This is a genomic window from Pseudomonas sp. PF05 (assembly GCF_056521845.1).
In genome coordinates, this window is the sequence record NZ_JBWLPW010000092.1 from 1 (window position 1) to 376 (window position 376).

General features: G+C 65.4%; 1 protein-coding gene. It reads right to left on the minus strand.

The features are described 5' to 3' along the window. A partial coding sequence (locus AC09SL_RS29570; protein ID WP_479572023.1) for a two-partner secretion domain-containing protein occupies window positions 1–363 on the minus strand: 363 nt, incomplete at its 3' end. Window positions 364–376 lie beyond the last annotated feature (13 nt).

Consider the following 376-nt stretch of genomic DNA (forward strand, 5'->3'; position numbering starts at 1 on the left):
AGCCACTTCGGTGTAGCCACGTAGCTGGCTGGGGTTGCCGCCGTTGACTTCGTTGAGGATGACTTTGGCGGCCGTGCCCTTGAGGTTCGGGTTGCCGAGGATGATCCCGCCCAGTTGCGTGGACTGGGCGGCGTTGGTGGCGTTGTTGAGGATCACGCCGTTGCTGCCGACGTTGTAGTCCTTGAACTGGTTGTGAGACAGGCCACTGCCGTTGGGCTTGGCGATGTTGACCACCGGCACGCCATTGCCGGCTTGGCCGAGGCTGGTGCCCGGCGCGCTGACCACGATGCCGCCCGCCTGGGCCCACAGCGGTTGCCAGAACATGACGTTGGCCAACAGGAACGCCAGGCCACGCCTGGGCATGCCCCAGAAGGCG